General features: G+C 50.7%; 18 protein-coding genes. 4 read left to right on the top strand and 14 right to left on the bottom strand.

Going from position 1 to position 23,495, the window contains the following annotated elements; all coding sequences use genetic code 11:
- Positions 1–78: 78 nt before the first annotated feature.
- From kdsB to OGY71_RS19910, 12 genes are all read right to left on the bottom strand, one after another.
- Positions 79–825, bottom strand: coding sequence for a 3-deoxy-manno-octulosonate cytidylyltransferase (gene kdsB, locus OGY71_RS19965; protein WP_003831932.1), 747 nt, complete (start codon positions 823–825; stop codon positions 79–81).
- Positions 822–1,004: a protein YcaR gene (ycaR, locus tag OGY71_RS19960; RefSeq protein ID WP_003035793.1), complete on the bottom strand. Its 183-nt coding sequence runs from the start codon at positions 1,002–1,004 to the stop codon at positions 822–824. Before ycaR ends, kdsB begins: the two co-directional genes overlap by 4 nt.
- Before the next feature lie 51 nt (positions 1,005–1,055).
- Positions 1,056–2,288 (bottom strand): winged helix-turn-helix domain-containing protein, encoded by a 1,233-nt coding sequence (locus OGY71_RS19955; RefSeq protein ID WP_286613573.1) that lies wholly within the window; start codon positions 2,286–2,288, stop codon positions 1,056–1,058.
- 41 nt (positions 2,289–2,329) lie between these two features.
- Positions 2,330–3,307 (bottom strand): tetraacyldisaccharide 4'-kinase, encoded by a 978-nt coding sequence (gene lpxK, locus OGY71_RS19950; RefSeq protein ID WP_286613572.1) that lies wholly within the window; start codon positions 3,305–3,307, stop codon positions 2,330–2,332.
- Positions 3,304–5,052 (bottom strand): lipid A ABC transporter ATP-binding protein/permease MsbA, encoded by a 1,749-nt coding sequence (msbA, locus tag OGY71_RS19945; RefSeq protein ID WP_003831926.1) that lies wholly within the window; start codon positions 5,050–5,052, stop codon positions 3,304–3,306. The genes lpxK and msbA overlap by 4 nt, the downstream gene beginning before the upstream one ends.
- Before the next feature lie 36 nt (positions 5,053–5,088).
- Positions 5,089–7,353 (bottom strand): ComEC family protein, encoded by a 2,265-nt coding sequence (locus tag OGY71_RS19940; protein ID WP_286613571.1) that lies wholly within the window; start codon positions 7,351–7,353, stop codon positions 5,089–5,091.
- 206 nt (positions 7,354–7,559) lie between these two features.
- On the bottom strand, positions 7,560–7,844 hold the full coding sequence (gene ihfB, locus OGY71_RS19935) for an integration host factor subunit beta (protein WP_003035780.1): 285 nt from the start codon (positions 7,842–7,844) through the stop codon (positions 7,560–7,562).
- Between the two features lie 159 nt (positions 7,845–8,003).
- Positions 8,004–9,677, bottom strand: coding sequence for a 30S ribosomal protein S1 (gene rpsA / locus OGY71_RS19930; protein ID WP_003035776.1), 1,674 nt, complete (start codon positions 9,675–9,677; stop codon positions 8,004–8,006).
- A 113-nt stretch (positions 9,678–9,790) separates the two neighbouring features.
- Entirely contained in the window at positions 9,791–10,474 is a 684-nt protein-coding gene (gene cmk, locus OGY71_RS19925) for a (d)CMP kinase (RefSeq protein WP_003831921.1), read from the bottom strand.
- A 171-nt stretch (positions 10,475–10,645) separates the two neighbouring features.
- Positions 10,646–11,929 carry a 3-phosphoshikimate 1-carboxyvinyltransferase gene (aroA, locus tag OGY71_RS19920; RefSeq protein ID WP_003831919.1) on the bottom strand — a complete coding sequence of 428 codons (1,284 nt, stop codon included), beginning with the start codon at positions 11,927–11,929 and terminating at the stop codon, positions 10,646–10,648.
- A gap of 69 nt (positions 11,930–11,998) precedes the next feature.
- Positions 11,999–13,087, bottom strand: a complete 1,089-nt coding sequence (gene serC / locus OGY71_RS19915) for a 3-phosphoserine/phosphohydroxythreonine transaminase (RefSeq protein ID WP_003831917.1) — start codon at positions 13,085–13,087, stop codon at positions 11,999–12,001.
- A 212-nt stretch (positions 13,088–13,299) separates the two neighbouring features.
- Complete coding sequence (locus tag OGY71_RS19910; RefSeq protein WP_003831913.1) at positions 13,300–13,992, bottom strand: DUF421 domain-containing protein; 693 nt, start codon at positions 13,990–13,992, stop codon at positions 13,300–13,302.
- 136 nt (positions 13,993–14,128) lie between these two features.
- Here OGY71_RS19910 and ycaO point away from each other — a divergent pair, with 136 nt between their 5' ends.
- From ycaO to pflA, 4 genes are all read left to right on the top strand, one after another.
- Positions 14,129–15,889, top strand: a complete 1,761-nt coding sequence (gene ycaO / locus OGY71_RS19905; protein ID WP_020996515.1) for a 30S ribosomal protein S12 methylthiotransferase accessory factor YcaO — start codon at positions 14,129–14,131, stop codon at positions 15,887–15,889.
- A gap of 404 nt (positions 15,890–16,293) precedes the next feature.
- A complete protein-coding gene (focA, locus tag OGY71_RS19900; RefSeq protein WP_003831909.1) occupies positions 16,294–17,151 on the top strand; it encodes a formate transporter FocA in 858 nt (285 codons plus the stop codon).
- Between the two features lie 59 nt (positions 17,152–17,210).
- Positions 17,211–19,493, top strand: a complete 2,283-nt coding sequence (gene pflB, locus OGY71_RS19895; protein WP_003035753.1) for a formate C-acetyltransferase — start codon at positions 17,211–17,213, stop codon at positions 19,491–19,493.
- A gap of 310 nt (positions 19,494–19,803) precedes the next feature.
- Positions 19,804–20,544 (top strand): pyruvate formate lyase 1-activating protein, encoded by a 741-nt coding sequence (gene pflA, locus OGY71_RS19890; protein ID WP_003035751.1) that lies wholly within the window; start codon positions 19,804–19,806, stop codon positions 20,542–20,544.
- Between the two features lie 118 nt (positions 20,545–20,662).
- Here pflA and OGY71_RS19885 read toward each other — a convergent pair whose 3' ends face one another.
- Together OGY71_RS19885 and OGY71_RS19880 are read right to left on the bottom strand one after the other, a co-directional pair.
- Positions 20,663–22,084 (bottom strand): amino acid permease, encoded by a 1,422-nt coding sequence (locus OGY71_RS19885; RefSeq protein ID WP_003035749.1) that lies wholly within the window; start codon positions 22,082–22,084, stop codon positions 20,663–20,665.
- A gap of 213 nt (positions 22,085–22,297) precedes the next feature.
- Positions 22,298–23,446, bottom strand: coding sequence for an MFS transporter (locus tag OGY71_RS19880; RefSeq protein ID WP_003831907.1), 1,149 nt, complete (start codon positions 23,444–23,446; stop codon positions 22,298–22,300).
- Positions 23,447–23,495: the final 49 nt, after the last annotated feature.

The raw sequence follows: 23,495 nt of genomic DNA, 5'->3' as shown, positions 1-23,495 counted from the left end.
AAAGTGGAGGGAAAGCGCAACGATACGACACTCCTCCCAAAAATACGCCTCAATATGGGAGGAGTGCCGTGAGAAAAACTAATGCATTTCGGCGCGAACGCGCTCAAGATCTTCGGCAGTGTCTACGCCGGTACCCGGGACTTCTTTTGCGACGGCAACGTGAATTTTTTCGCCGTACCACAGCACTCGCAGCTGCTCCAGCATTTCGATATGCTCAAGCGGGCTTGGCTGCCAGTTAACATAGCGGCGAATAAAACCAGCGCGATAGCCGTAAATGCCCAGATGGCGCAGGAAGGTGTCTCCCACCGTTTCCAGACTTTTGGCGAAACGATCGCGATCCCATGGGATGGTCGCGCGTGAAAAATAGAGAGCATATCCTTCTGCGTCCAACACGACTTTTACCGCATTCGGATTAAATGCCTCTTCGGCACTGTGAATCGGAGCCGCAAGAGTCGCCATACCGACCTGACGTTGCGCCAGATTCTCAGCCACCTGGCGAATAATGACCGCCGGAATCATCGGCTCATCACCCTGTACGTTCACAATAACGGTATCATCGCTAAAACCACATTTCTCGACGACTTCCGCCAGGCGCTCCGTACCAGACTGGTGATCGGCGCGAGTCATGCACACTTCGCCACCCACCGCTTCTACCGCGCGAGCGACATCCTCGTGATCGGTGGCAACGATGATACGTTCAGCGCCAGATTCACGCGCACGCTCCAGTACATGCACGATCATCGGCTTGCCGTTGATATCCAACAGCGGCTTACCCGGCAGACGTGTGGACGCATAACGCGCAGGAATAATGACCACAAAACTCATGATTTACTCTCATCAGCAGTCAGAACGCGGGCTTCGGTTTCCAGTAACACGGGAATGCCATCACGCAGTGGGAAAGCAAGGTTATCCAGTTTACAAATCAGTTCCTGTTTTTCCTGGTTAAACCAGAGTTTGCCATTGCATACCGGGCAGGCAATGATTTCAAGCAGACGATGATCCATAGTTCCTCCAGATGGACCGGATTGTGAATCCGTAAATATTAACATAATCGCTTAAAGGGCTGGGTCTATTTCCCAACCATGGCGTGCATCAGCAAATAAACCTTCAGGATAACGTCCCAGCGTCACGCGTGTTGCCTGTTGCCAGCGGGCAAAATCGTCAATCGCCTGAAACAATCCTTTTTGCAACGTTACTCCAGGCTTAACCCCATCCTGTAACCACAGCGAAATAACGTCCAGCACACCCGTTTTACGGTGCATTTTGGCATCCATCCTCCCAACCAACTGTCCACGATGCAGCAACGGCAAGACAAAATAACCATACTGACGTTTCGGTGCTGGCGTATAACACTCCAGCCGGTAGCTAAAATCGAATAGCTGCTCTGCCCGTTTACGATCCCAGACCACCGGATCAAAAGGTGATAATACTGCACTGTGGGTCGCCGTTAATTTGCCTGCCAGCGCCTGTTCAAGCAGCGGCTGAAGGTGGCTATGCAGCCACAAGGCTCCTAGCCCCTCAACGTCGACAGGAATAATCTGCCGCTGTTCCGCCCGTTCGTTGCACCAGTTTTTTAGCGCCGGGCGCTTCAGGCGGTAGTAGTCTGCCAGCCACTGTTCGCGAAAAATCCCCAGGCTACGGGCGCTGTTATCCAGCATGGCGCTTTCAGCATCTTCCTGCGAAAGCAGGTCGCGTTCATCATCCCAGTGCGGCATGACGCGATGGGTTAGATCATACACTCGCTGGAAATTACGCCGTTCCACCACCATGACTTTCCCGGCAGTGAACAGCCCTTCAAGATGACGCTTATGCGGCTTCCATTCCCACCAGCCGCTGACCCCCTTGCGCGGATGCTCAAAATCGGCAGAGCGTACTGGTCCGTTATGTTGGATGTGCTGGAGCAGTTGCTCAATTTCATGCGCATGTTCTTTCATCCATGCCGCTTTATATTTCCAGCCCATTTTCTCCGGGGCCAGCATGCGGTGGCGTATCAGCATAAAGTCGCTGCGCGGCAAAAAACAGGCCTCGTGCGCCCAGTATTCCATCAATGCGCCCTGCTGCAATGCGTCATCCAGCCACTGGGGGGAATAATCGCCCAAACGACTAAACAGCACCAGGTAAGGGCTGCGCGCCACAATATTGATGGTATCGATTTGCAGTAACGACATGCGAGAAATGGTGGTAAGAATATCTGCTGGGGTTGTCCGACGGCGTGTTTTTTTCAGCAGCCCTTGAGCGGAAAGGTGAAGATGACGGGCATCCGTCAGAGAAAGGCGCGGCAACGACATTTATGGCCTCATAAATGATTCGCTGCCGCAGCGTGAATCAGTTAGCGAGTCAGCGAGATTAAGCTATTCAGCAATACATCAGGCCGATCGCCTGACAAATGTGCATCAACAGGTAAATACCACCAGTTTTCATCGGCAAATGCCCGGCACTTAACCGCATCTTTTTCCGTCATTACCAGCGTTTGCCCGGCGTCTACAAACGTACTGACGTCACTGTAGGTCAGAGACTGATGGTCTGCCAGCGCTATAGTTTTTTGCACGCTGGCACCACATGCTTTCAGCGTGGCAAAAAAACGCGGTGGATGACCAATGCCCGCCATGGCGACAATATTGGACAATTGCGCCACATCACGGCGTTCACCGGTACGTAAATTAACGGCCAGCCCCGGTTCAAGTCGCATAGGGATTTCCCCTGGCTGCGCAACGCCACCGTTAACAATAGTCGCATCCACCGATTTAAGGCGACCTGCACGTTCCCGCATTGGACCAGCGGGAAGCCACCAACCGTTGCCAAACCGACGTTCGCCGTCAATGACCACGATTTCAACATCTCGCGCCAGACGATAGTGCTGTAGTCCATCGTCCGTCACAATAATCTGCACATCGTGTTGGGCCAAAATGGCTTTTACCGCATCCGATCTTACCGGGGATACCGCTACCGGCACGCTGGTACGTTGGGCGATCAGCACAGGTTCATCGCCCGCTTCTGCGGTAGTAGTATCAGCGGTTAGCAACAGCGGGTAAGCAGTCGCTTTCCCGCCATAACCACGCGACACCACACCCACGCGGATCCCGCGTTGTCGCAGTTGTTCAACCAACCAAATCACCACCGGCGTTTTACCGTTTCCGCCCGCGGTAAGGTTTCCGACCACCACAACCGGGACTGGCGCGCGCCATGCGCGTTTAAGCCCCAACTTGTAGCATAAGCGGATCGAGCCACTCACCAGGCCATACAGCCAGGAGAGTGGAAGTAACAATCGCCACAGCGGTGATTCACCAGACCAGATACGTGCGATCATTGACCAAATTGCATTTTGTGTAATTGTGCATACACCCCGCGCTGCTCAATCAGCTCGCTATGGGTCCCGCGTTCGACAATCAGACCATCCTCCACCACGATGATTTCGTCGGCTTGTTCAATGGTTGAAAGACGGTGAGCAATGACCAGAGAAGTACGGTTTTTCTGTAGCTCATCCAGCGCAGACTGAATCGCGCGTTCAGATTCAGTATCAAGAGCCGATGTTGCTTCATCAAGGATCAGTATTGGGCTGTCACGCAACAAGGCGCGGGCAATAGCGATACGCTGACGTTGTCCGCCGGAAAGCAGGACGCCGTTTTCACCAATCACCGTATCCAGGCCATTGTCCATCTTGTTGATGAAATCCATAGCGTAGGCCATCTGTGCCGCTTTTTCGATCTGCTCACGGCTGTACATATCGGTACGCGCGTAGGCGATATTGTTGGCAACCGTATCGTTAAACAAGTGCACATTCTGCGAAACCAACGCAACCTGATCGCGCAGTGATGCCAGGGTATATTCGCGCAGATCGTGTCCGTCCATCAGAATCTGCCCTTCATCAACATCGTAGAAGCGCGTAATCAGGCTGGCGAGAGTGGATTTCCCTGAGCCCGAACGGCCAACCAGAGCAACGGTTTTACCCGCTGGAATATTCAGGTTGATGTTACGCAGAGCCGGTACTTCACGTCCCGGATAAGTGAAAGTCACGTTGCGGAACTCGAGATCGCCGGTAGCACGATCGATCACACGTTTACCTTCATCTTTCTCCTGTTCGCTATCCAGAATCGTAAATAAGGTCTGGCATGCCGCCATACCGCGCTGGAACTGCGCGTTGACGTTGGTCAGAGATTTCAACGGACGCATTAATGCGATCATTGAGGAGAAGACAACCGTAATTGTACCTGCTGTCAGGTTTTCCATTACGCTTGGGAAGCTGGCCGCATATAACACGAAGGCCAGTGCCAAAGACGCAATCAGCTGGATGATAGGGTCGGAGATAGAAGAAGCAGAAACCATCTTCATGCCCTGCAAACGCATCTTGTTGCTGACATTATCAAAGCGCTTGGTTTCAACTTCCTGACCACCAAAAATCAGAACTTCTTTATGGCCTTTCAGCATCTGCTCCGCACTGGTCGTAACCTGCCCCATGGTGTTTTGCATGTTTTTACTGATGCTACGAAAGCGCTTGGAAACCACACGGATTGCCACTGACACAATTGGCGCCAGTACAATCAGGATCAGCGACAGCTGCCAGCTGTAATAGAACATCATGATAAACAGGCCAATGATTGAGGCCCCTTCACGTACCACGGTGATCAGCGCGCCGGAAGACGATGACGCAACCTGTTCTGAATCATAGGTAATACGTGATAACAATGTCCCTGTAGACTGTTTATCAAAAAAGGAGACGGGCATGCCCATCATATGACCAAACAGGCGGCGGCGCATGGTCATGACCACTTTGCCTGACACCCATGAGATACAGTAGCTGGAGACATAGCTGGTTAAGCCACGAACTATCATCAGCCCAATGACCACCAGCGGCATCCACAGCAGCACCGAGCGATCCGTTTTACCAAAACCATCATCCAGTAATGGTTTAAGGAGCGATAACATGAAGGTATCGCTGGCCGCGTTAAGGACTAACGCTATACCCGCCACGATCAGACCCGATTTAAAAGGCGCTATGGTTGGCCATAGTCGGCGAAACGTCTGCCACGTAGAGAGATCTTTATCGTTATGCATTCAAAAAACCAGCATTTGTTAGAATAGCCGCATATTCTACCCGTTATCCTCCGACACGCCAAACCACTGATGATACCAACGAGGTAAAATCTGATCCCGCATGCTGCGTATGCGCCAGTTTTTTTGATAAAAATCCAGCGTAATCTGTCCCTGATGGGGGGTATCCAGCCATTGATAATTTTGTTGCCGATAACGTTGCTTCACTTTCCAGGACGGCAGACGCCAGGCGTTGTAACGGGATGCAGAGGCGAGTGCGACCTGCCCGTCAACCCGCTGAATGAGTGCCAGTGATGATGAAGTATTGCTGCCATGATGTGGAACCTGCATCACCGTCGACTGAAGGTGCTGCCAATAGTGACTTAGCATTTTTTGTTCAGCAGGAGATTCGATATCGCCGGTCAGCAGAATACTCTGATATCCGTCATCGACCTTAACCACACAGGAGTGGTTATTCCCCTGGTCTGTATTTCCACGCACAGGCCAGTGCGCACTGAAGGTTAACCCTTGCCATTGCCAATGCTCTCCGCGAAAACACGGGAGATGACCTTTCCAGCTCAGCGGACTTCTTACCCATAGCGACGGCCAGGCTTGTTGTAAGGAGTGCAACCCGCCGCGGTGATCCATGTGCTCATGGCTTAAAATAATTCCTTCTGGCTCCAGATTATGCCAACGCAACCAGGGAATAATCAGATGTTGTGCGCTATCGCCTTCAGGCCATGCCAGACCGGTATCGTAAAGCAGCGCTTTCCCATTTCGCGCGATCACCATCGCCAGCCCCTGCCCGACATCCAGCATATGCACTTGCCACACATCAGTACGCGGTGCACGCCAAAGCGGCCCACTCAGCAAAAGGAGCACAGAGAAACAGACCACCGGTAGCGTACGCAAGATATTTAGTCGCCATGCGATAATCATCATTCCGGGTAAAAATGCGAGCCATTGCCAGCGTGCATCAATATTGATCCACCCTTCAGGCAGACTTCTGAGCACCCAAAATAGCAGCGCCAGAGAACGATCCGCCAGATACCACAGGCTTGATTCAACCATCACCATCCCGGCTAAATGCATGATCATGCCTGCTAATATCAAGGGTACGGAAACAAACGTGACCAAAGGGACGGCAAACAAATTAGCCAGAAACGAGGTCAGACTAAAACCGTGAAACATTGCGATTTGCACGGGAAGAAGCAGAAGCGTAATACCCAATTGCAGATGAGCCAGCGCCAGAAATTGACGTCCAGCACGCGACAGCGGCCAGTCCGGGAGCGGTACCCATTGGTACCAGAACAGCAGTGCTGCAACGGCGGACGCAGACAACCATAGGCTTTGCGAAAGAACAGCAACAGGATCCACCACCACGATGGCTGCCAGACAGCAAATCCAGACCGACCATCCACTCCACTGCCTGCCGCTAAGTCTCAGCGCTCCCCAGACTAGCAGCGCAACAACCGTTCGTAATGCCGGGGGTTGCAGCCCCGTCAGCCAGGCATAAAATGTGGCGCAGACAATTCCACCCACTAATGGCATCTGCCAGCAAATCCACCTTGTTGGCATAAAAAATTGTCCAGCACGTATCAATCCTGCGGTCAGTAATGCAGCAAACGCAATATGCAGCCCGGAGATAGCCATCAAATGAGCCGTGCCGGTATCACGCATAATTGTTTTCACCTCTTGTGACACAGACAAGCGCTCCCCCATTCCCAGACCCAGTATGACCTGCTGCCAGGGATAGTCGGTCAGTGCCGTTTTCAGCGAGACGAGATACCGCGAACGCAAACTGCATTGTGGTGTGATTACCGAAGCCTGCAAGAATCGTCCCGTCAGCGGTTGATGCTGCGCCAATGCGTAACGCTGGCTATCAAATCCGCCTTCGTTTAATTGACCGTGTACAGCGCGGACTTTCAACGTCATCGCCCATGTCTGACCCGCACAAACATCACCGGGTAAATACTGCCCGTACAAGACGATTCCTTGCGCAGGAAAGATTCGTTTCCCCTGAAGGTGAGTGATCTGGCCGTAGTGCGTTGTCATATTGTCAGTTCCGGTTATCCGCACAATGGCTTGCTGGGTTTTCGCAGGCAGCGTATTACCTGCCCACATAGCCTCTTTCGCGGCCAGGATTCCCCAAAGAAAAAACAGCAGGGTTAGTCCGGCGGAACGCATATATTTGTAGGGGAGAAAACAGAGCAGACATGCCAGACAAAATACAATGCCAATACACAACATGCCTGGCAGCATGGGTAATAGCATGAGTGGGAGGATACCGAGTAATGCGCAGGTACTCACCGTTGTTATTTTCATCAATCACCTCCCTGTTACAGGGAGTGTGCAGTACTCTTCGACGGTTGTCTGGCATCAATTTATCGTTATACGGCCTGAGTTCCGCAGACATTTAGTGATGGTTGTAACGTACAAATTAACTGGGATGAGGATTCCAGGATAGGTGGACAGAAATGAAAAAAGCACCCATTTGGGTGCTTTTCTCGGCGTTAAGTCTCGCTAAAAACTTAACCGTAAATATTGGCGCGATCGCGCAATTCTTTACCTGGTTTAAAGTGCGGAACGTATTTCCCTTCCAGATCCACTTTATCGCCGGTCTTCGGATTACGTCCGGTACGTGGTGCGCGGTAATGCAAAGAGAAGCTGCCGAAACCGCGGATTTCAATACGCTCGCCCTGCGCAAGAGTCGAGGCCATATGTTCCAGCATCTCTTTAACTGCATCTTCAACCGCTTTCGCGGGAATATGAGGTTGCTGGGTTGCAAGTCTTTCAATCAATTCTGACTTGGTCATGATTCCTCCGGTTCCTTAAAGGCATAATTAGCTGCTGCATTGATTAAGGGCGGCCGTAGCCGCCCTTTGTCATTGATTACAGGACGAATCCTGTAATCTGTCAAGCTACTCGTCACCCTTTGTGCCGTTAACAGCACAAAGGATTTAGAGCACTCGATATTACTCGCCTTTAGCTGCTTTGAAAGCTTCAGCCATTGCGTTGTTAGAGAAGTTAGCATCTTCCTGTTTGTTAACAGTTGCGATTGCATCTTTCTCATCAGCTTCGTCTTTAGCACGAACAGACAGGCTGATTGCACGGTTCTTACGATCAACGCCGGTGAATTTAGCTTCAACGTCGTCGCCTACGCTCAGAACCAGAGTTGCATCTTCAACGCGGTCACGTGAAGCTTCAGAAGCGCGCAGGTAACCTTCAACGCCGTCAGCCAGTTCTACGGTTGCGCCTTTAGCGTCAACTGCAGTGACTTTACCGTTTACGATTGCGCCTTTCTTGTTCAGTGCAACCCAGTTGTTGAACGGATCTTCTGCGAGCTGTTTAACGCCCAGAGAGATACGCTCACGCTCTGCGTCAACCTGCAGAACAACTGCTGCGATTTCGTCGCCTTTTTTGTATTCACGAACTGCTTCTTCGCCTGCAACGTTCCAGGAGATGTCAGACAGGTGAACCAGGCCGTCGATGCCGCCGTCCAGGCCGATGAAGATACCGAAGTCAGTGATAGACTTGATTTTACCTTCAACACGGTCACCCTTGTTGTGGGTTTCCGCGAACTGCTGCCATGGGTTGTTTTTGCACTGCTTCAGACCCAGGGAGATACGACGACGTTCTTCGTCGATATCCAGAACCATAACTTCCACTACATCGCCAACGTTAACAACTTTGGACGGGTGGATGTTTTTGTTGGTCCAATCCATTTCGGAAACGTGAACCAAGCCTTCAACGCCTTCTTCGATTTCAACGAAGCAGCCGTAGTCGGTCAGGTTGGTCACGCGACCAGTCAGTTTGGTACCTTCCGGATAACGCTTAGCGATAGCTACCCATGGATCTTCGCCCAGCTGTTTCAGGCCCAGAGATACACGAGTACGCTCGCGGTCGAACTTCAGCACTTTAACAGTGATTTCGTCGCCAACGTTTACGATTTCGCTCGGATGCTTAACGCGTTTCCATGCCATGTCGGTGATGTGCAGCAGGCCGTCAACGCCACCCAGATCAACGAATGCACCGTAGTCAGTGAGGTTCTTAACGATACCTTTAACTTCCATGCCTTCCTGCAGGTTTTCCAGCAGCTGATCGCGTTCTGCGCTGTTTTCGGATTCGATAACGGCACGACGGGAAACAACAACGTTGTTACGCTTCTGATCCAGCTTGATTACTTTGAATTCAAGCTCTTTGCCTTCCAGGTGCAGCGTGTCGCGGACCGGACGAACGTCTACCAGGGAACCCGGCAGGAACGCACGAATACCATTCAGCTCAACAGTGAAGCCACCCTTGACTTTGCCATTGATAACACCAGTAACGGTTGCAGCTTCTTCGTAAGCTTTTTCCAGCGTGATCCAAGCTTCGTGACGTTTAGCTTTTTCACGGGACAGCAGGGTTTCACCGAAGCCGTCTTCTACTGCATCCAGAGCAACGTCAACTTCGTCACCAACCTGGATTTCCAGCTCGCCCTGGGCGTTTTTGAACTGCTCTGCCGGAATGGCGGACTCAGATTTCAGACCAGCGTCAACCAGTACTACGTCTTTGTCGATAGCAACAACAACACCACGAACGATGGAACCCGGACGGGTTTCGATTTCTTTTAAGGATTCTTCAAACAGTTGAGCAAAAGATTCAGTCATGTTTAATCTTCAGGTTTCATATTTAACGTCCACCTGGCTCCATGCCGGATGGGGTTGTTTAACATACCCGCTGTCAATCCATTGCAACGGGGGTACTGCAAATTCGGTCGCACTTAAGCGAGAGCCAGTTTTTGGCGCGCGTATTGTAACGCTTTTTCAATCACTTGCTCAATGCTTAATCGGGTTGAATCCAAAACTAAAGCATCAGCAGCGGGAACCAGCGGCGCTACAGCACGATTACGATCGCGATAATCGCGTTCTTCGATCTCGGCCAAAAGGCGTTCAAAGTTAACACTAAAGCCCTTCTCCTGCAACTGTAGCATACGTCTATGCGCACGTTCTTGCGAGGAGGCGTCCAGAAAAATTTTCACCGGCGCATCCGGGAACACCACGGTGCCCATATCACGTCCATCAGCAATCAGACCAGGGGATTCGCGAAATGCGCGTTGACGACGTAATAACGCTTCACGCACGCGGGGAAACGCCGCAACCTGAGAGGCGGCATTCGCTACTTCCTGAGTACGTATTTCACCGCTGACATCTTCACCTTCAAGAATGACTTCCAGGTTGCCGTCTGTTGAGATAAAACGCACATCAAGGTGTGAGGCAAGCGGTACCAGAGCATCTTCAGATGTGACATCAACATGGTGATGTAACGCTGCGAGCGCCAGTACGCGGTAGATCGCGCCTGAATCTAACAGATGCCACTGCAATGCTTCCGCCATTGCCTTGCACAAGGTGCCTTTACCTGCACCACTTGGGCCATCAATGGTAATAACCGGGGCAATTGCCGTCATCTTTTTCTCCTTAAAAGGGCGTACATTAACGTGAACGCCGCGCATTATACGCGCCAACGCCAACGATCGTTATCTTTGTGTGAAAAATGCAGAATCATTGAAGCTGAGTGTAGAATAAATAGGCAACCGGAGATGTCAGAATGTGCCGCACCCGAAAGTGCGGCAATAAAATCAGGCAGATGTACTAATACGAGCCAGCTGTTCGAAATAATCCGGGAAGGTTTTGGCGGTACATTTTGGGTCAAGAATGGTCACCGGCGTGTCAGACAGCGCCACCAGCGAGAAACACATCGCCATGCGGTGATCGTTATAGGTCGCGATGTCCGCAAATTGCAATGTTGCAGGCGGGGTGATGCGGATAAAGTCATGCCCCTCTTCCACTTCCGCGCCCACTTTGCGTAACTCCGTCGCCATCGCGAACAGACGATCGGTCTCTTTGACGCGCCAGTTGTAGATATTACGTAATGTTGTGGTGCCTTTAGCGAACAGCGCCGCCGTTGCAATAGTCATCGCCGCATCAGGAATATGGTTCATATCCATATCCACTGCGTTCAACTCGCCGTGAGTACAGGCAATAAAATCGTCTCCCCATGTAATGGTTGCACCCATTTTCTCCAGTACATCGGCAAAACGAATATCACCCTGCATGCTGTTGCGGCCAATCCCGGTAACTTTTACCGTACCGCCTTTAATAGCACCCGCCGCAAGGAAATAGGAAGCGGAAGAAGCATCACCTTCAACCAGGTATGCACCCGGTGACTGATACTGCTGCTGCCCCTTCACGACAAAGCGCTGGTAGTTTTGATTTTCAATTTCAACACCAAACGTTTTCATCAGGTTCAGTGTGATATCAATGTAAGGTTTGGATACCAGGTCACCTTTAATTGCGATCGTCGTATCCTGCGGCGCCAGCGGCGCAGTCATCAGCAACGCAGTGAGGAACTGGCTGGAAACGCTACCGTCTACCTCAACCTGGCCTCCGGTAAAGCCACCGCGCAGACGTAAAGGTGGATAGTTTTCCTGCTCCAGATAGTCAATTTTGGCTCCGCCCTGGCGCAGCGCATCAACCAGATGGCCAATCGGGCGCTCTTTCATGCGCGGTTCGCCCGTCAGCACGATGTCATTGCTGCCCAGACATAACGCTGCGGCCAGCGGGCGCATTGCGGTTCCGGCGTTACCAAGGAACAGCTCAACTGCACCTTCTGCGTGCAACACACCGCCATTGCCAACTATCTCGCAGCGGGTACGATCGGCAGAAAGGGTATAGCTAATCCCTAACGCATTCAGAGCATTGAGCATATGGCGAACATCATCGCTGTCCAGCAGATTGGTCAGGACAGTGGTGCCATTGGCTAATGCAGCCAGCAGCAAAGCGCGGTTAGAAACACTTTTGGATCCAGGCAGATTGATGGTGCCATCCACCCGCGCAATGGGTTGTAACGTCAGGGATTCCATGAAACTCGACTCTCAAAAACAGACATAAAAACCCCACAGACGAGCTGTGGGGATGAAAAGTACAGCAGATTAGCCGCGGCGGCGTTCGAAATCGACCATGAAATCGGTCAGTGCTTTAACACCTTCAAGCGGCATGGCATTGTAGATGGACGCACGCATACCGCCGACTACGCGATGCCCTTTCAGCGCGTGCAGGCCCGCAGCAAAAGACTCTTCCAGGAACAGTTTATCCAATGCGTTGTCAGCCAGCTGGAACGGTACGTTCATGCGTGAACGGTTGGGTTTCGCCACATCGTTACGGTAGAAATCGCTGTTATCGATTACGCCGTAGAGCAATTCCGCTTTTTGCTGGTTAATTTTATCCATCGCATTAACACCGCCCTGCTTTTTCAGCCATTTAAAGACCAGGCCAGACAGATACCAGGCAAAGGTTGGCGGCGTATTGAACATGGAATCGTTGTCATTCAGCACGGTATAGTCGAGGATTGACGGGCATGAGACATGAGCTTTACCTAGCAAATCTTCACGGACGATGACAATCGTCAGGCCGGCCGGGCCGATATTTTTCTGTGCCCCAGCATAAATTACGCCATAACGGCTAACGTCAAGCGGTGCGGAAAGAATGGTAGAGGACAGATCCGCCGTGACCACAACGTTGCTGGCAAAATTCGGCGTTTCATCGATCGCAATGCCATCGATGGTTTCGTTCGGGCAATAGTGCAGGTATGCCGCGTTATCAGAAAGTTGCCATTCACTCATCGGCTTAACAGCACGCAGGCCGTCCACGGTGACTTTGGCATCAATAACGTTTGGCGTGCAGTATTTTTTCGCTTCTTTAATTGCGCTGGCGGCCCAATAACCGGCATCGACGTAATCCGCGGTGGTTTTATCGCCCAGAATATTTAACGGTATACCCGCGAATTGCCCACGACCACCACCATGGCAGAACAACACTTTATAGTTGGAGGGGATGCTGAGAAGATCGCGAAAATCCTGCTCCGCTTCCTCTGCGACCTGGATGAACTCTTTGCCACGGTGGCTAATTTCCATCACTGACGTGCCAAGACCGTTCCAGTCACAAAGATCCTGTTGAGCCAGTTTAAGTACTTCTGCCGGTAACATTGCCGGACCTGAACTAAAATTGAAGACCTGAGCCATTTCCCCTCACCACGTTGTGTTGTTGTCCAATCAACATCCTGTCATTGACGATAATCCGGTGACAGACATTGGTATAAGTTATTCCTGTGGATATCGGTTTTATCATTCAGTGACACGCGCCGCAATGGGTAAAACTGGCAAGGGTAAAAATGTGTCATCGGTCACACAACAGAATCTATCGGATTGACGGGTAAAAACCGAGATTTTTGCTGTCAGGTAACCCGTTTTGCCCGACTGGCCTTCGACCATTCTGGATTTGCACAGCGCGGACATAATTGATGATCTCCGGCGCTCATTTGCACCACTTCGCTACAACGTATGCAGGCATAGTCCCCTGCTTCAGGTATTACTTTAAATCGTTGCGTACAACGTTTAGGCAGAATACTGAGCCCCGGCTTTACGTCTTCATCAGCAAAGAAGTAGACGCTGATTTGCCCATTCGTCTCCAGAATAGCCAGTTTCACTTGTCCCAATTGCTCCACGCCGTTCAAACGCAGTTCCATAAAGAATTCAAATTCCGTCATATTGGCGCTATTGAGCTTTGACCATGCCAGCTCGCCGTCTTCAATGATCACGACGGGTTTGCCCTCCAGCAGGTCCTCCATTTTTTCACTATGTGCCATTAGCCACATTACCAGCCGATACAGCACAGCAAGAGTAATAAAGACCACCAGCACCGGCAGCATCGGAACATCGTCATAAAACGCCACGTCTCCCGCGGCGGAACCCAGCGTAAGGATGATAAGGACTTCAAAAAGCGACATCTGGCGTACGCCACGACGTCCGGTGATTTTTAAAAACAGAAAAACCAATATAAAGGTGTAAAGGCTGCGTAGCGCAACTTCCCCCAGAAAATCCATGGGCACCTTATCAAGCGCCATACGGTGTAAATCGAAAGCTTTCATTAATATGCTCTAAACGTGATTGGCTGTAAGAAAGCATAGCCAATGCTTTTATTTACGCATGGGCTCCGGCGACGATAGCGCCGTTCATTGAAAACCCGTATCATTGCGCGCTTTCCGTACGACAAAAGTGATTTTCATGACGCAAACATTTATCCCCGGCAAAGATGCCGCTCTGGAAGACTCCATCGCTCGCTTCCAGCAAAAATTGCTCGACCTCGGTTTTCAAATTGAAGAAGCTTCGTGGTTGAATCCCGTCCCTAACGTCTGGTCTGTACATATTCGCGACAAAGAATGTGCGCTGTGCTTCACCAACGGTAAAGGCGCGACAAAAAAAGCGGCGCTGGCTTCTGCGCTGGGCGAATACTTTGAGCGTCTGTCGACTAACTACTTCTTTGCGGATTTCTGGCTGGGCGAAACTATCGCCAATGGCCCGTTCGTACATTACCCGAACGAAAAATGGTTCCCGCTGACTGAAGAAGACGATGTTCCAGAAGGTTTACTGGATGCGCGTCTGCGTGCGTTTTACGATCCAGATAACGAACTGACCGGCAGCATGCTTATCGATCTACAGTCTGGTAATGAAGAACGTGGCGTCTGCGGCCTGCCGTTTACCCGCCAATCTGATAACCAGACCGTCTACATTCCGATGAATATTATCGGCAATCTGTATGTTTCTAACGGCATGTCTGCGGGTAACACACCTAACGAAGCTCGCGTTCAGGGCCTGTCTGAAGTCTTTGAGCGCCATGTGAAGAACCGTATTATCGCCGAAAGCATCAGCCTGCCGGAAATCCCGGCCGAGGTGATGGCGCGCTATCCGGCAGTGGTGGAGTCCATCGCCACACTGGAAGCGGAAGGTTTCCCAATTTTTGCCTACGATGGCTCGCTGGGCGGCAAGTATCCGGTGATTTGCGTTGTCCTGTTCAACCCGGCCAACGGTACCTGCTTTGCCTCCTTCGGCGCACACCCGGATTTCGGCGTTGCGCTGGAGCGTACCGTGACTGAACTGCTGCAGGGCCGTGGTCTGAAGGATCTTGATGTCTTCACCCCACCGACCTTCGACGATGAGGAAGTGGCAGAACATACCAACCTTGAAACTCACTTCATCGATTCCAGCGGTCTGATCTCCTGGGATCTGTTCAAGCAGGATGCCGACTATCCGTTCGTTGACTGGAATTTCTCCGGCACCACGGAAGAAGAGTTCGCCACCCTGATGGCCATCTTCAATGCTGAAGATAAAGAAGTGTATATCGCTGACTATGAGCACCTGGGCGTTTACGCGTGCCGCATTATTGTTCCGGGAATGTCTGACATCTATCCGGCAGAAGATCTGTGGTTAGCCAACAACGCTATGGGCACCCATCTGCGTGACACCATTCTCTCGCTGCCAGGCAGTGAGTGGGATAAAGAAGACTACCTCAATCTGATTGAACAGTTGGATGAAGAAGGTTTTGACGACTTCACCCGCGTGCGCGAGCTGCTCGGTCTGGCGACCGGTGCGGATAACGGTTGGTACACCCTGCGTATTGGCGAGCTTAAAGTGATGCTGGCGCTGGCCGGTGGCGATCTGGAGCAAGCCCTGGTGTGGACCGAATGGACGATGGAATTTAACGCCTCCGTCTTTAGCGCGGAACGTGCAAACTACTATCGCTGCCTGCAAACATTGTTGCTGCTGTCTCAGGAAGAAGACCGTCAGCCGCTGCAGTATCTGAACGCATTCGTCCGCATGTACGGCGCTGAGGCGGTTGAAGCGGCAAGTGCGGCACTGAGTGGTGAAGCGCCGTTTTATGGACTTCAGCCAGTAGACAGCGATCTGCACGCATTCCCGGCACATCAGTCTCTGCTGAAAGCCTATGAGAAATTGCAACGCGCGAAAGCGGCACACTGGTCAAAATAGTGACAAACAACTTGCCTCGAGTAGGCTAAATGTATTGTCTGAGCTATATTACGGGGCGCTTAAAGCGCCCCGTTTTTTATTTTGGTCAAACCAAAAAATAAATGTAAAGGCAAGGTTAAATATTAGTAGTTGATATTAAAAAAATTAGCTTATTAATGTGGTTTTTTATCTCAATTACTCCATTTTAATTAACCGTCCCATAGGAGGCTGAAAGAAAAAATTCAACTCACTTTATAATTTTTAAAATTTATTTTTATATGGATAATCAACATGTTACACCGTAATCGCATAAAAACCATGCGTCTTACGGGCCTATAAGCCAGGCGAGATATGATCTATATCAAATTCTCATCTATAATGCTTTGTTAGTATCTCGTCGCCGACTTAATAAAGAGAGAGTTAGTGTGAAAGCTGACAACCCTTTTGATCTTATTCTACCTGCTGCAATGGCCAAAGTTGCCGAAGAAGCAGGCGTCTATAAAGCAACGAAACATCCGCTTAAGACGTTCTATCTGGCAATTACTGCCGGTGTATTCATTTCAATTGCCTTTGTTTTCTATATCACCGCCACAACCGGCACTGGTACTATGCCTTTCGGCATGGCGAAATTAGTAGGTGGTATCTGCTTTTCCCTGGGGCTGATCCTTTGTGTTGTCTGCGGTGCAGACCTCTTCACTTCAACCGTACTGATCGTCGTTGCTAAAGCCAGTGGTCGTATTACCTGGGGTCAGTTAGCGAAAAACTGGCTTAACGTTTATGTCGGCAACCTGATTGGCGCCCTGATCTTTGTGTTACTCATGTGGCTTTCTGGCGAGTATATGACCGCCAACGGCGCATGGGGGCTCAACGTTCTGCAAACAGCCGACCACAAAGTGCACCATACTTTTGTTGAGGCAGTGAGCCTTGGTATCCTGGCTAACCTGATGGTGTGTCTGGCCGTATGGATGAGCTACTCGGGCCGCAGCCTGATGGACAAAGCGTTTATCATGGTATTACCGGTCGCAATGTTTGTTGCCAGCGGTTTTGAGCACAGTATCGCAAACATGTTTATGATCCCTATGGGTATTGTAATACGCGATTTCGCCACCCCGGAATTCTGGACCGCAGTTGGGTCTTCTCCGGAGAATTTTTCTCACCTGACCGTGATGAATTTCATCACCGATAACCTGATTCCGGTTACGATCGGTAACATTATCGGCGGCGGTTTGTTGGTCGGGTTGACATACTGGGTCATTTATCTGCGTGGTAACGATCATCATTAATCTGTTGATGCCCATTACACGCAGTAAATAAAAAATCCACTTAAGAAGGTAGGTGTTACATGTCCGAGCTTAATGAAAAGTTAGCCACAGCCTGGGAAGGTTTTACCAAAGGTGATTGGCAGAATGAAGTAAACGTACGTGACTTCATTCAGAAAAACTACACTCCGTATGAGGGTGACGAGTCCTTCCTGGCTGGCGCAACTGATGCGACCACTGCACTGTGGGACAGCGTGATGGAAGGCGTTAAACAGGAAAACCGCACTCACGCGCCTGTTGACTTTGACACCTCCGTTGCTTCTACCATCACTTCTCACGACGCTGGCTACATCAACAAAGCGCTCGAGAAGATTGTTGGTCTGCAGACTGAAGCTCCGCTGAAACGTGCGATCATTCCGTTTGGCGGCATCAAAATGGTTGAAGGTTCCTGCAAAGCGTACAATCGCGAACTGGACCCGATGCTGAAAAAAATCTTCACCGAATACCGCAAAACCCACAACCAGGGCGTATTCGATGTTTACACCAAAGACATTCTGAACTGCCGTAAATCCGGTGTTCTGACTGGTCTGCCAGATGCGTATGGCCGTGGCCGTATCATCGGTGACTACCGTCGCGTTGCGCTGTACGGTATCGACTACCTGATGAAAGACAAATACGCTCAGTTCGTCTCTCTGCAGTCCGATCTGGAAAACGGCGTAAACCTGGAAGCAACTATCCGTCTGCGTGAAGAAATCGCTGAACAGCACCGCGCTCTGGGTCAGATCAAAGAAATGGCTGCTAAATATGGCTGCGATATCTCTGGTCCGGCTACCAACGCTCAGGAAGCTATCCAGTGGACTTACTTCGGCTATCTGGCCGCAGTTAAATCTCAGAACGGTGCAGCAATGTCCTTCGGTCGCGTATCCACCTTCCTGGATGCTTACATCGAACGTGACCTGAAAGCAGGCAAAATCACCGAGCAAGACGCACAGGAAATGATCGACCACCTGGTCATGAAACTGCGTATGGTTCGCTTCCTGCGTACTCCTGAATATGATGAACTGTTCTCCGGTGACCCGATTTGGGCAACTGAATCAATCGGTGGTATGGGCGTTGATGGCCGTACTCTGGTTACCAAAAACAGCTTCCGCTTCCTGAACACCCTGTACACCATGGGTCCTTCTCCGGAGCCGAACATCACTGTTCTGTGGTCTGAAAAACTGCCTCTGAACTTCAAGAAATTCGCCGCTAAAGTGTCCATCGACACCTCTTCTCTGCAGTACGAGAACGATGACCTGATGCGTCCGGACTTCAACAACGACGACTACGCTATCGCTTGCTGCGTAAGCCCGATGGTTGTTGGTAAACAAATGCAGTTCTTCGGTGCGCGTGCAAACCTGGCGAAAACCATGCTGTACGCAATCAACGGTGGCGTTGATGAAAAACTGAAAATGCAGGTTGGTCCTAAATCTGAACCGATCAAAGGCGACGTTCTGAACTTCGACGAAGTTATGGACCGCATGGATCACTTCATGGATTGGCTGGCTAAACAGTACGTCACCGCGCTGAACGTTATCCACTACATGCACGACAAGTACAGCTACGAAGCCTCTCTGATGGCGCTGCACGACCGTGACGTTATCCGCACCATGGCGTGTGGTATCGCTGGTCTGTCCGTTGCTGCTGACTCCCTGTCTGCAATCAAATATGCGAAAGTTAAACCGATTCGTGACGAAGACGGTCTGGCTATCGACTTCGAAATCGAAGGCGAATACCCGCAGTTTGGTAACAACGACTCTCGCGTTGATGACATGGCGGTTGACCTGGTAGAACGTTTCATGAAGAAAATTCAGAAACTGACTACTTATCGTAACGCTATCCCGACTCAGTCTGTTCTGACCATCACCTCTAACGTGGTTTATGGTAAGAAAACTGGTAATACCCCAGATGGTCGTCGTGCTGGCGCGCCGTTCGGACCGGGTGCTAACCCAATGCACGGTCGTGACCAGAAAGGTGCTGTTGCCTCTCTGACCTCCGTTGCTAAACTGCCGTTTGCTTACGCTAAAGATGGTATTTCTTACACCTTCTCTATCGTTCCGAACGCTCTGGGTAAAGACGACGAAGTTCGTAAGACCAACCTGGCTGGTCTGATGGATGGTTACTTCCACCACGAAGCGTCCATCGAAGGTGGTCAGCACCTGAACGTGAACGTCATGAACCGCGAAATGCTGCTGGATGCGATGGAACATCCGGAAAAATATCCGCAGCTGACCATCCGCGTTTCTGGCTACGCAGTACGTTTTAACTCCCTGACTAAAGAACAGCAGCAGGACGTTATTACTCGTACCTTCACTCAGACCATGTAATTGGTTTTGACTGAAATCGTACTTTAAAAAGCGTACAATAAAGGCTCCACGTAAGTGGGGCCTTTTTAATAGCCTGCTTTGTCAGCTATCTATACTTATATACTCGATGGATTTCGAGTTGCATTGAGGCGGCAACGGAGTGAATCCCCTGGAGCGTACAGAAGTACGTGACTGGGGTGAGCGAAGGAAGCTAACAAAGATGCAGCTTGAAAGACGAAAAGTATGGATAGCAGCCAAAACAGACTCGACACAGTTAATAACTGTGCACTAACACTGGCCCCGGATGGGCCACACCTGGAGAAACACCGCAATGTCAGTTATTGGTCGCATTCACTCCTTTGAATCCTGTGGCACTGTTGATGGCCCGGGCATCCGCTTTATTACCTTCTTTCAGGGCTGTCTGATGCGCTGCCTGTATTGCCATAACCGTGACACGTGGGATACACACGGCGGTAAAGAAGTCACCGTCGACGAATTAATGAAAGAGGTGGTGACCTATCGCCACTTTATGAACGCATCCGGCGGCGGCGTGACGGCGTCTGGCGGCGAAGCTATCCTGCAAGCTGAATTCGTACGTGACTGGTTCCGCGCTTGTAAAAAAGAAGGTATTCATACCTGTCTGGATACCAACGGTTTTGTTCGCCGCTATGATCCGGTGATCGATGAGTTGCTGGAAGTCACCGACCTGGTCATGCTCGATCTCAAACAGATGAACGATGAAATCCATCAGAATCTGGTCGGCGTATCTAACCATCGCACGCTGGAGTTCGCGCGTTACCTGTCAAACAAAGACATCAAAGTGTGGATCCGCTATGTTGTCGTACCTGGCTGGTCTGATGACGATGACTCCGCACACCGCCTCGGCGAATTTACCCGCGATATGGGTAACGTTGAAAAAATCGAGCTGCTGCCTTACCACGAGCTGGGCAAACACAAATGGGTGGCAATGGGCGAAGAGTACAAACTGGATGGCGTCAAACCACCGAAGAAAGAGACCATGGAGCGCGTGAAGGGCATTCTCGAGCAATATGGACATAAAGTGATGTATTGAGTTTTAGCCACCACGAAACGGCTGCCCTGAACGGCAGCCGTTTTGCTATCTAAGCGACAATATTTGAGTCGAAGGCGCGGTTAACAGGAGAAAGCGACGCTATCTCCTGCCCTCGTCTTTAGCGCCCTCTTCTCGCCAGTAGCGGGAAAATCAATCCCAGTCCAACCAGCACAAATGGCGTCACGATATTCAGCGTGAGCTGGAATGTCCACTCAGGGGTAAAGGCTTCCATTTTCGGGAAGATCCCGGTCAGACAGGCAAATGCGGTAAAGGCAAAGCACCAGATCCCCACGGTCATCGCAAGCGAGCGGTTGCGAATAAAGACATATTCCGATTTATATTTTTGCGCCAGGCGAATAACGGCAATGAACGCCACAAATACCCATAAATAACGCAATGGCATCACGACAGAGTTAAGATTCAATAGCCATTTATACAGGTTGTTCATGTCGCCAATTCCCAGTGTTGGCAACATAATCAGAATCGCTACCAGCACCAGCGTCAGAATATAACCATTGACCGGCGTACCGGAAGCGTTGGTTTTACACAGGCTCTCGGGAATATATTTACGATCAGCATCACCCAGAAGAACTTTAAGCGGTGCATCAATAGAAAATACCAATGCCGCAATCTGTCCCAGCGTATTGGCAATCGCGTAAATAACCATCAGCGAATTACCCATACCATAATACTCACCCAATTTCTGGAAGGCGTAATATTGACCATTCGTCATCAGGTCATCTGGAATATGCCGGGAGTCAAACATCATTCCCATAGCCAGCGACCCGAGAATCGCGCATACCGCTACCATAACAGCCAGAACGAGCATCCCTTTTGGAAATTCTTTGCCCGGATTACGTGTCTGATTAACGTATGGCGAAATTTTCTCCGCACCGCCCACAGCAAAGACCAGCATGGAGATCGTAGTAATGTAGGTAAAATCGATGTGCGGGATAAACGATTCCCAGGTGATATTGGTTGTCGCTATTTGCACATCCGTAATTGCAGGCGCGGTTACCGCCATCACGACATACAAAATGGACATCACAAACATCGCGATGCCAGCAACTGACCCAACAATTTTCAGTGACTTCATGCCACGGGACGCAACCCACATGAAAAAGACAAACAGCGCCAGCGTTAGTCCCTGCAACGCCACGACGGTGTACTCTTTAATCAACGAACCATCGCCCTTCAGCGCCCATCCCAGCGCAATCAGAATAGCCTGCGGTTTTTGCGCCAGATAAGGTATATGCACAACCCAATAGGTCCAGGCAGCAAGATAGGCCAACCCTGGCCCCATGGTATGTTTAATCCAGGTACTGACGCCGCCTTTACCCTCTTTAAAGGTTGAGCCAAGCTGCCCGACGATCAACGCATAAGGAATAAAATAGAGCGCGAAAATAAATATCCAGGAGGAGACAACAACCAATCCCTGATTAGCATAGTTGTTGACGACGTTACCAAAACCCCAGACGGTAATAAATGACATCAATGCAATGTTGTACCATCGCAATTGTTTTTCCTGCACACCAGCCATACGCAATCCTTTGTGGAAGCTTTTTGATTATCAATATATGAGGCGTGGGATTATGCGCGGTAAAATGAGCGAGCGGAAACGGCAGGATGTAAAACTATAACCTTCTGCACACTTTATTTTCAGGACAGACGTGTGCAATTAAATAATGCAGGTTCCCATAAAGCATACATAAACAGTATGTATGGGAACCTGTTCATATTCTGTTAAATCAGGTCAAATGTGCGCAATAGAATTAGGCGTATGGCCCGTCTTACGCAACAGCATCAGTAAATAAATAAACGATACGCTGGCGATCATGATAAACAGCAAGCTATCTGAATAATTCTGCATCAGCATCGCAGTAAATGAAGGTCCCAGCAGGCTGCCCACGGTATAGCTCAATAACAATGCCTGATTCATGGCGACCAGCTGATGATGTTCCACCTTTTCACAGGCCCAGGCCATCGCGACCGGGTAGAGGGTAAAGCCTGCCGCACCCAACATAAACAACGCGGGCGCCATCGCCGCCTGGTTCAGCATGGCGATACTCCCGACGATCACCACGAAGACCTGGACGCGTAAAACCAGCAGACGTCCCAGCTTGTCCGCCAGACGGCCAATCGGCCATTGACCCAGAATACCGGCACTTACCAGGACCGCCATCCAGAAACCAATGCTGGCGTTGCTCACCCCCTGATGGTTGAGATACAGCGGCATCAGGCCATACAAAGACCCCAGCACGATCCCGGAAATAATGCAGCCATTAACGCCCAAGCGCGCCTGACGCAACCTCAGCATGGAGACAATAGGCGTAGACTGCTGTTCATCGCCCTGCTGATTAGCAATGCGCGTAAATAGCAGTGGCAAAACACCCGCCAGGATAGTACCCGTCACCCACGGCAGGACGTTCATCAATTCTGTTGATACTTTACTAACCAGCAGTTGGCCTAAAAACGTTCCCACATAATAGATCATCATATAGGCGGCAAGTAACCGTCCGCGATTACGGGACGTCCCGCTGCACATCAGCGCGCTTTCCACGACCACCCAGATCATGGCGCAGCCAACACCGGCGATAAAACGCCATGTCATCCAGCTCCAGAATCCCACCATAATCCCCAGCCCGACACAGCCCGCGGCGAAAATAAGCGAGGCGATGTAATAGCTGCGATTAAAACCAAGGTGTTTTATTAAATAACCTGTCAGCAACGTCCCTACCAGATTACCGGTAAAGTAAGACGAGCTCACCACACCTACCTGCCAGGTGGGCAGATTTTCATGGGCGAGCCAAAGCGGGACGAGCGTGTTTAACACGGCGATCGCCAGGGTCAACAGAAGTAGCCCGCACAGCAATAGCATGACGGGACGGGTATACGTGGACATGAATAAAAACCGTGAGGAAGTTCAAATTTCATGCGCATCATGCCACTGC

The sequence above is a fragment of the Citrobacter sp. Cpo109 genome, from assembly GCF_030332565.1.
GTDB lineage: Bacteria > Pseudomonadota > Gammaproteobacteria > Enterobacterales > Enterobacteriaceae > Citrobacter > Citrobacter portucalensis.
This window is presented reverse-complemented; position numbering and strand designations above follow the sequence as displayed.

What these genes read in the sequence shown, in the direction of transcription:
- kdsB (WP_003831932.1), bottom strand. Translation starts at nt 825, where the DNA reads ATGAGTTTTGTGGTCATTATTCCTGCGCGTTATGCGTCCACACGTCTG.
- ycaR (WP_003035793.1), bottom strand. Translation starts at nt 1,004, where the DNA reads ATGGATCATCGTCTGCTTGAAATCATTGCCTGCCCGGTATGCAATGGC.
- OGY71_RS19955 (WP_286613573.1), bottom strand. Translation starts at nt 2,288, where the DNA reads ATGTCGTTGCCGCGCCTTTCTCTGACGGATGCCCGTCATCTTCACCTT.
- lpxK (WP_286613572.1), bottom strand. Translation starts at nt 3,307, where the DNA reads ATGATCGCACGTATCTGGTCTGGTGAATCACCGCTGTGGCGATTGTTA.
- msbA (WP_003831926.1), bottom strand. Translation starts at nt 5,052, where the DNA reads ATGCATAACGATAAAGATCTCTCTACGTGGCAGACGTTTCGCCGACTA.
- OGY71_RS19940 (WP_286613571.1), bottom strand. Translation starts at nt 7,353, where the DNA reads ATGAAAATAACAACGGTGAGTACCTGCGCATTACTCGGTATCCTCCCA.
- ihfB (WP_003035780.1), bottom strand. Translation starts at nt 7,844, where the DNA reads ATGACCAAGTCAGAATTGATTGAAAGACTTGCAACCCAGCAACCTCAT.
- rpsA (WP_003035776.1), bottom strand. Translation starts at nt 9,677, where the DNA reads ATGACTGAATCTTTTGCTCAACTGTTTGAAGAATCCTTAAAAGAAATC.
- cmk (WP_003831921.1), bottom strand. Translation starts at nt 10,474, where the DNA reads ATGACGGCAATTGCCCCGGTTATTACCATTGATGGCCCAAGTGGTGCA.
- aroA (WP_003831919.1), bottom strand. Translation starts at nt 11,929, where the DNA reads ATGGAATCCCTGACGTTACAACCCATTGCGCGGGTGGATGGCACCATC.
- serC (WP_003831917.1), bottom strand. Translation starts at nt 13,087, where the DNA reads ATGGCTCAGGTCTTCAATTTTAGTTCAGGTCCGGCAATGTTACCGGCA.
- OGY71_RS19910 (WP_003831913.1), bottom strand. Translation starts at nt 13,992, where the DNA reads ATGAAAGCTTTCGATTTACACCGTATGGCGCTTGATAAGGTGCCCATG.
- ycaO (WP_020996515.1), top strand. Translation starts at nt 14,129, where the DNA reads ATGACGCAAACATTTATCCCCGGCAAAGATGCCGCTCTGGAAGACTCC.
- pflB (WP_003035753.1), top strand. Translation starts at nt 17,211, where the DNA reads ATGTCCGAGCTTAATGAAAAGTTAGCCACAGCCTGGGAAGGTTTTACC.
- pflA (WP_003035751.1), top strand. Translation starts at nt 19,804, where the DNA reads ATGTCAGTTATTGGTCGCATTCACTCCTTTGAATCCTGTGGCACTGTT.
- OGY71_RS19885 (WP_003035749.1), bottom strand. Translation starts at nt 22,084, where the DNA reads ATGGCTGGTGTGCAGGAAAAACAATTGCGATGGTACAACATTGCATTG.
- OGY71_RS19880 (WP_003831907.1), bottom strand. Translation starts at nt 23,446, where the DNA reads ATGTCCACGTATACCCGTCCCGTCATGCTATTGCTGTGCGGGCTACTT.